Annotated in this window: 8 protein-coding genes; 4 read left to right on the top strand and 4 right to left on the bottom strand. The window is 69.0% G+C overall.

The window, feature by feature from the left end; translation table 11 throughout:
* Nucleotides 1-116 precede the first annotated feature (116 nt).
* On the bottom strand, nucleotides 117-1,067 hold the full coding sequence (locus ASE02_RS14975; protein ID WP_056735346.1) for an amidohydrolase family protein: 951 nt from the start codon (nucleotides 1,065-1,067) through the stop codon (nucleotides 117-119).
* Nucleotides 1,068-1,274: 207 nt separating this feature from the next.
* Here ASE02_RS14975 and ASE02_RS14970 point away from each other — a divergent pair, with 207 nt between their 5' ends.
* Entirely contained in the window at nucleotides 1,275-2,177 is a 903-nt protein-coding gene (locus ASE02_RS14970; RefSeq protein ID WP_056735345.1) for a transcriptional regulator, read from the top strand.
* Here the strand turns inward: ASE02_RS14970 and hisC are convergent.
* From hisC to ASE02_RS14955, 3 genes are all read right to left on the bottom strand, one after another.
* Nucleotides 2,174-3,235, bottom strand: coding sequence for a histidinol-phosphate transaminase (hisC, locus tag ASE02_RS14965; RefSeq protein WP_056735344.1), 1,062 nt, complete (start codon nucleotides 3,233-3,235; stop codon nucleotides 2,174-2,176). The genes ASE02_RS14970 and hisC overlap by 4 nt on opposite strands.
* Before the next feature lie 160 nt (nucleotides 3,236-3,395).
* Nucleotides 3,396-3,797: a YciI family protein gene (locus tag ASE02_RS14960; RefSeq protein ID WP_056735343.1), complete on the bottom strand. Its 402-nt coding sequence runs from the start codon at nucleotides 3,795-3,797 to the stop codon at nucleotides 3,396-3,398.
* Between the two features lie 54 nt (nucleotides 3,798-3,851).
* Nucleotides 3,852-4,280, bottom strand: a complete 429-nt coding sequence (locus tag ASE02_RS14955) for a VOC family protein (protein ID WP_056735342.1) — start codon at nucleotides 4,278-4,280, stop codon at nucleotides 3,852-3,854.
* Nucleotides 4,281-4,449: 169 nt separating this feature from the next.
* Here ASE02_RS14955 and ASE02_RS14950 point away from each other — a divergent pair, with 169 nt between their 5' ends.
* From ASE02_RS14950 to ASE02_RS14940, 3 genes are all read left to right on the top strand, one after another.
* Nucleotides 4,450-5,097: an AAA family ATPase gene (locus ASE02_RS14950; RefSeq protein ID WP_162257181.1), complete on the top strand. Its 648-nt coding sequence runs from the start codon at nucleotides 4,450-4,452 to the stop codon at nucleotides 5,095-5,097.
* A gap of 93 nt (nucleotides 5,098-5,190) precedes the next feature.
* Nucleotides 5,191-5,796: a peptidylprolyl isomerase gene (locus tag ASE02_RS14945; RefSeq protein WP_056735340.1), complete on the top strand. Its 606-nt coding sequence runs from the start codon at nucleotides 5,191-5,193 to the stop codon at nucleotides 5,794-5,796.
* A gap of 10 nt (nucleotides 5,797-5,806) precedes the next feature.
* Entirely contained in the window at nucleotides 5,807-6,292 is a 486-nt protein-coding gene (locus ASE02_RS14940) for an HtaA domain-containing protein (RefSeq protein WP_056735339.1), read from the top strand.
* Nucleotides 6,293-6,388: the final 96 nt, after the last annotated feature.

Here is a 6,388-nt window from a genome sequence, read left to right as displayed (position 1 = left end):
GGGGGGGGGGGGGGGGCGAGCCGGCGGCTCGGCGCCCAGTCATGCCCCCTCCACCGCTTCGCGGTCCCCCTCCCCCATGAATGGGGGAGGAAAAGGGAGCGAGGGAGCTTCACCCCCTAACCCAGCTTCAGGACGCGCGCGGCGTTACCGCCCATCCACTTGGCGCGCACGGAGTCTTTCAGCGGTAGTTCGTCGGTCTCGGCGACCAGCTGCGCCAGCGGGATCATGTGCGTGCCCCAGCCGGAGCCGAAGATGATCTTGTCCTGCAGGTTGCGGGCTCCGTAATAGACCAGCGCCTCATAGCCCGCGCCCGGCGCCAGCATGTGCTTCACGCGCCGGCAGGCGAAGTCGATGTAGAGGTGCTGGTGGCGCGAGGCGATGGCGCAGGTCTCGGCCACCCACGGCCATCCCGACAGCCCGGCGATGATCCGCAAGGTCGGGAACCGCACCGCCACCTCGTCCAGATATTTCGGGTGGGCGTAGTCGTAGGGCCGGTCCGACAGCAGGTGCAGGCCCGCGGTGATCCGTACCGGGATGTCCAGCTCCACGCATTTGGCCAGGAAGGGCCAATAGGCCGGATCGTTGATGTAGCGGCCCTCGCGATAGCTCGACACCTCGAAGCCCTTCACGCCCAGTTCGCGCACGCCATGCTCCAGCTTGGCCACCCCGGCCTGCCCTTCCTCGCCCCAGATGCGGAACCAGGGGATCAGGCGGTCGGGATACTCGGCCGCGAACTTGGCGACGTCCTCGTTGCTGGCCCGGCGCCCGGCGTTGCCGATACAGGCCCTGGCGACCCCGGCGGTGTCGAGCATCTCGATGACCTGCGCGTGGCTCATGGCCCGGGTCATGTCGACCTCGCACAGCTTCAGGGCAAGCGAGGTCAGGCCTTCGCTCGCCTTGGCCTCGTTGAACTCTTCCAGGCTCATGCCGATCTGGGCGGCCCAGCCGGGCGCCATCTGCTGGGCGTAGCCCTCCTTGTCGAAGCCGCGCCCGGACTGGATCAGCCGCACGGTGTCCTCGACCGCTTCCTTGGTCGGCGTGTCGCACTCGAAATCGATGATGTTCATGAGGGGGCTCGATCAATGAATCTGCGGGCCCAGCGGCCCTAATCCCTCCACCCTAGAGACGCTGGCGCGGCGGGGAAGCCCAAAGCGCGGGCGCGCCTCCAGGCCGCGCGCTTTGCCTGGCGGTTGGATCATGCAACCATCCGTTTAGGGCGGCGTTGTTGCCCGACTTGGTTCTGTTCAACTCGATTTGTGAGTGGCTGCGACCCGATGACGGAGACGTTTTCCGCCAAGCTCGGCCTCGTTCTGAAAGCCTTGTCGATGAGCCGGGGGCGGCTCGCCGCCGATGTCGGGGTCGACAAATCCGTGGTCGGACGATGGGTGACCGGCGTCGTCCAGCCCTCCAGCCATAATCTCTCGCTGATCACCGCCCTGGTCGCCCAGCGCGTCCCCTCGTTCACCAGCCTGGATTGGGACCGCAGCCTCACCAGCCTGGCCGAGCTTCTGGGCGTTGATCCGGCCACCATTCCGGGGCTGGATCGCCCGGCGCCGGCCCTGCCGTTCACCGTCCTCGATCAGGTCCAAGCCCTGACCGCCCTGCGCGGGGCCGCCTATGAGGGCATCTTCCGCTCGACCCGGCCCTTCATCCTCCAGCCCGGCCGTTTCCTGCACGACCACGCCCTGATCCGCATGGACCCCTCGGGGATGCTGCGCTTGACCATGGGCGCCGGCGGCACGGTGGTTCACGGCTGGGTGCTGCTGCTGCACAATCAGCTGTTCTGCATCGCCGCCGACGTGACCAGCGGCTCGATGCTGTTCGGGATCTTCAACGGCGTGGCTACCGCTCGCGCCGAGGTGCTGGACGGCCTGCAGCTCGGCTCGGCCCTGGATGGCGGCCGCACTCCCACCGCCACGGCTATGCTCATCGAACGGGTTCGCGATCTGAGCGATGATCCGGCCGCCGACGACCGCGACTTCGCCGAGCTGGTGGCCCAGAACCCGGTCGCGCCGGAAGGCTCGATCTCCCCGGCGATCAGCGCCCACCTGATGCGCGATATCGGCCCGCTCCAACTGGCGCTGGGCGGCGACCTGCTGCTCCAGATGCCGCTGTCGCGCTCCCTGGCTCGCGGTCCGGCCTATGACGAAGAGGCCGCGCGTCGCACCGGCGGTTAGGGCTTCAGAATAGTGTCCAGCGCCGTCAGCAGCTGGTCGATCTGGGCGTCGGTCCCGACCGTGATCCGCAGGTAGTCGGCGATGCGCGGGGCCGCGAAATGGCGCACCAGCACCGCGCGCTCGCGTAGGCTCGTGGTCAGGTCCGCGCCGGCGTGGCCTGGGTGGCGCGCGAACACGAAATTGGCGCTGGAGGGCAGGACCTCGAACCCTAGCGCGATCAGTCCCCGCGTCATCCGCTCACGGCCGGCGATCACGCTCGCCCGGCTGGCCTGGAAGAACGCCTCGTCCTCGACCGAGGCCATGGCCCCGGCCTGGGCCGGGCGGCCGAGTGGATAGGAGTTGAAGCTGTCCTTCACCCGCACCAGCGCCTGGATCAGGGCCGCGTCGCCGATCGCGTAGCCGACCCGCAGGCCCGCCAGGCCCCGCGACTTCGACATGGTGTGCACCACCAGCAGGTTGGGATGGTCGGCGACCAGCGGGATGGCCGTCTCGGCGCCGAAGTCGACATAGGCTTCGTCGATCACCACCGGGATGTCGGGGTGGGCCTCCAGCAGCGCGGCGATCTGCGCGCGGCTCAGCGCCACCCCGGTCGGGGCGTTGGGGTTGGGCAGGATAATCGCCCCGGCCGGTTGGTCGTAGTCGGCCAGCTCGATCTCCATCGCCGCATTCAGCGGCACGGTGACGTGGTCGATGCCGAACAGCCGGCAATAGACCGGGTAGAAGCTGTAGGTGATGTCCGGGAACAGCAGCGGCGCGTCGTGCTTCAGCAGCGCGGCGAACGCATGGGCCAGCACCTCGTCGGAGCCGTTGCCCACGAACACCTGCGCCGGGCTTACCCCGTGATAGGTCGCCAGGGTCTCGCGCAGCGCCTTGGCGTCGGGGTCGGGATAGAGCCGCAGGCTGTCGGCGGCCTGCGCGGCGATCGCCGCCTGGGCGCGAGGCGAGGGGCCGATCGGGCTCTCATTGGTGTTGAGCTTGACCAGGCCCTCGATGCGCGGCTGCTCGCCGGGCACATAGGGCTTCAGGTCGTGCACCAGGCTGCTCCAGAAGGCGCTCATCGATCTCTCTCATCAGGCGACGCCGGTGGTCATGGGCCAAGACCGCGGCGCCACGCAATACCGCAGAGCTTCGAACTACCCAAGGTGGGAGGTCCTGGAGAACATCCCTGGCGATCGTCAGGCCGCCATCCAGGCCACCGCCGTCCTGCGGCGCAAATCGTCAGGGCCGGTCGTCGCGGCCGGCGCCGTCGATCGCGGTCGCGGGCCCGAAGGCTGCGTCGGTGACATAGGTCATCAACGGGCGCAGCTCGTAGTTCGCGGTGGGATTGGCGCCGTTGAGCTCGGCCATGATGGCCAGCGCCTCGTCCAGGCCGCCGACATCGAGCGTGTAGACGCCCAGCAACTGCTCTTTGGTTTCGGCGAACGGGCCGTCGATCAGGAACTTGCTGCGGCCCTTCGTGTGGATCGCGGTGCTGCTCGGCATCAGGCGCAGGACGGGCCGGAACTTGTCGCCCCATTTATCGTGGACGGCGATCAGCGCCTCCACCACAGCGCCTTCCTCAGCGGGGCTCCAGGCGTTGGTGATCGCCTCGTCATGATAGCAAAGCACGGCGTAAAGCATCTTGGGTTCCCTCCAGGTGAGACGACCGGGCGCGGCCCGGCCGCCCGCCGGTTCCTACGCTACGCCCTCGGGGGCCTCGCCCATGACGGCGTCGGGGTTCATCCAGACCAGTTCGATCACATTGCCGTCCGGGTCTTCGACGGCCCGGTTGTACAGGAATCCCATATCCATCGGCGGCCTTGGATCGCTCTTGCCGCCGTGGCCCCCAGCGGTCCCCGCCAGGTGGTCGACCTCCTCGCGGCTGGTCGCCGACAAGGCCAGCAGGACCTGGCAGCTCCCGTGGGCGTCGCCGACCGGCTTGGAGGTGAAGGTCTGGAAATAGTCGCGGGTCAGCAGCTGGAAGGTGATCTGGTCGGACCACACCATCGACGATGAGCTGTCATCGCTGAACTGATCGTTCTTGGTGCAGCCGAGCGCGGCGTAGAACGAGGTGGCGGCGGCGAGGTCGGCCACCGGCAAGTTGATGAAAATCATCTTGGACATCTGACGTCTCCTTGAGCGAAGCGACGTGCTTCGACGCTACAAGGACGGCGGCCGCCGGCTCAATCCGACATAGGCCTCAAAAAAGTGCGCGGCGCTCTACGGCTTCCGCCCCGGACGCGCCTAAATTGAAGACGAGAACCGCCTTGGAACAGTACGGAGCGACGCGATCTTGAGGACGTTGGCGGTCATCGCCCTGAAGGGGGGCTCGGGCAAGACCACCGTGGCCACGCATCTGGCGCTGGGCGCGCACCTGCGCGGCGTCGACACGCTGCTGGTCGACATCGACCCCCAGTTTTCCGCCCGCGACATCCTCAGCGCCCGCGAGACCCCGGGGCCGGAGTGCGTCACCTCGTCGGGGCGCAACGTGCTGGCGGCGCAGTTCGGGGCGCTCTCCCAGCGCAAGGAGCTGCTGATCATCGACACCCCGGCCGGGGCCGTCGAGGCGGTCAGCGAGGCCATCGTCATCGCCGACTTCGCCCTGTTGGTCGTGCGGCCGACCCTGATCGACCTGTCGGGGCTGGCGCGGACCCTGATGCTGGTGCGCAAGCTGGGCAAGGCCTGCGCGGTGGTGGTGAACCAGGCCCCGGTGGCGCGCGAAAACGTCGAGGCGCCGCTGGTCAAACGGGCGCTGAAGGGCCTGGACTACATGCAGGCGCCGCTGGCGCCGGTGATCCTGCGCTCGCGCTCGATCTACCAGACGGCGCTGGAGCGCGGGCGCTCGGCCGAGGAAATGACCGACCGCGCCGCGGCCCGGGAAATCGCCGCGCTCTGCGACTTCGTCCAGGCCCGGATGGCGGCCAAGCCGGACGAGGCCTAGCGCCCTGACCGCCCCCGCCGCCATTCTCCAATTGTCCGGCGAGCCGCGCCCGGCGATAGAGTGGGGCGATGTGAACGCGGGGGAGACCAGATCATGAGCGACCTCAAACGCCGCAGCCTGCTGGGCGCCGCCGGCCTGCTGATGACCACGCCCGCCGCCAGCCTGGCCGCCCCCGGCAAGCCGCGAGTCGCCATCGAGACCCGCCACGGCGTGATCGTCGTCGAGCTCGAGGCCCAGAAGGCCCCGCTCACCGCCGCCAACTTCCTGCGCTACGTCGATGCGCGCGCCTATGACGACGGCGTCTTCTTCCGCGCCTCGCGCGATCCGGGCGCGCCCACCCAGGGGACCATCGTGGCCCGGCCCCGCGCCAAGGTGCTGCCCTTTCCGCCGATCCGCCACGAGAGCACCACCAAGACCGGCCTGCGCCATGTCGCCGGCACCATCTCGCTGGGCCGTTTCGCGCCCGGCACCGCGACCAACAACTTCTTTATCTGCGCCAGCCCCGAGCCCTATCTGGACGCTCACCCCGGCGCGCCGGGCGACAATCTGGGCTACGCCGCCTTCGGCCAGGTCGTGCGCGGCCTGTCGGTGGTCCGCAAGATCCTGTCGCTGCCCACCAACGGCAAGTCGGAATACGCCGAGCAGCGCGGCCAGTGGCTGAGCCCGCCGGTGACGATGTCCAGCGTGCGTCGAGTTTAGGAGAGACCAGATGAGCCAAGACCGCGTGCAGGCCACCAGCCTCAGCTGGGGCGTGAAACAGAGCTTCCGCAATTATGTGGAGGCCACCGGCGGTGTGACGCAGGCCTCTGACGGCGCGGCGCGCGACGCTGACGGCGGCTTCACCTTCACCGCGCTGGCGGGCGGCGACCTGCGCCTGGGCGCGGACGGCAAGCTCCAGGGGACCGGCAAATTCCAGGGCGAGCTGCGGTTCGAGGCCCACGGCGGCATGCTCTCGGTCTGCCTCGTCGACCCCGCGGTGGAGGTCGACGCTGACGGCGCGGCCCTGACCGTCGCCGACAGCCCCGCCCGCACCCGCCGGCTGGAGATCGCCCGCCTCGACCTCAGCGCCATGACGCCCGGCGAGGCCGGCGAGATGATCATCCCGACGGCGCTCTCGATGGACGGCGTCCAACTGCTGGGCGACCACTATCCGCCCCGCACGCCCCTCGACCCGGTGCGCCTGGTGCTCGGCTAGCGCTCAGCGCCAATCCGCTCATCCCGGCGAAGGCCGGCGACTGTGTTGATGGTCAAGGCTGGTTGGTTCGCCAGGGCCGGTCTGCCTTGAGCATGC

This window comes from Phenylobacterium sp. Root700 (genome assembly GCF_001429025.1).
GTDB lineage: Bacteria > Pseudomonadota > Alphaproteobacteria > Caulobacterales > Caulobacteraceae > Phenylobacterium.
This window is presented reverse-complemented; position numbering and strand designations above follow the sequence as displayed.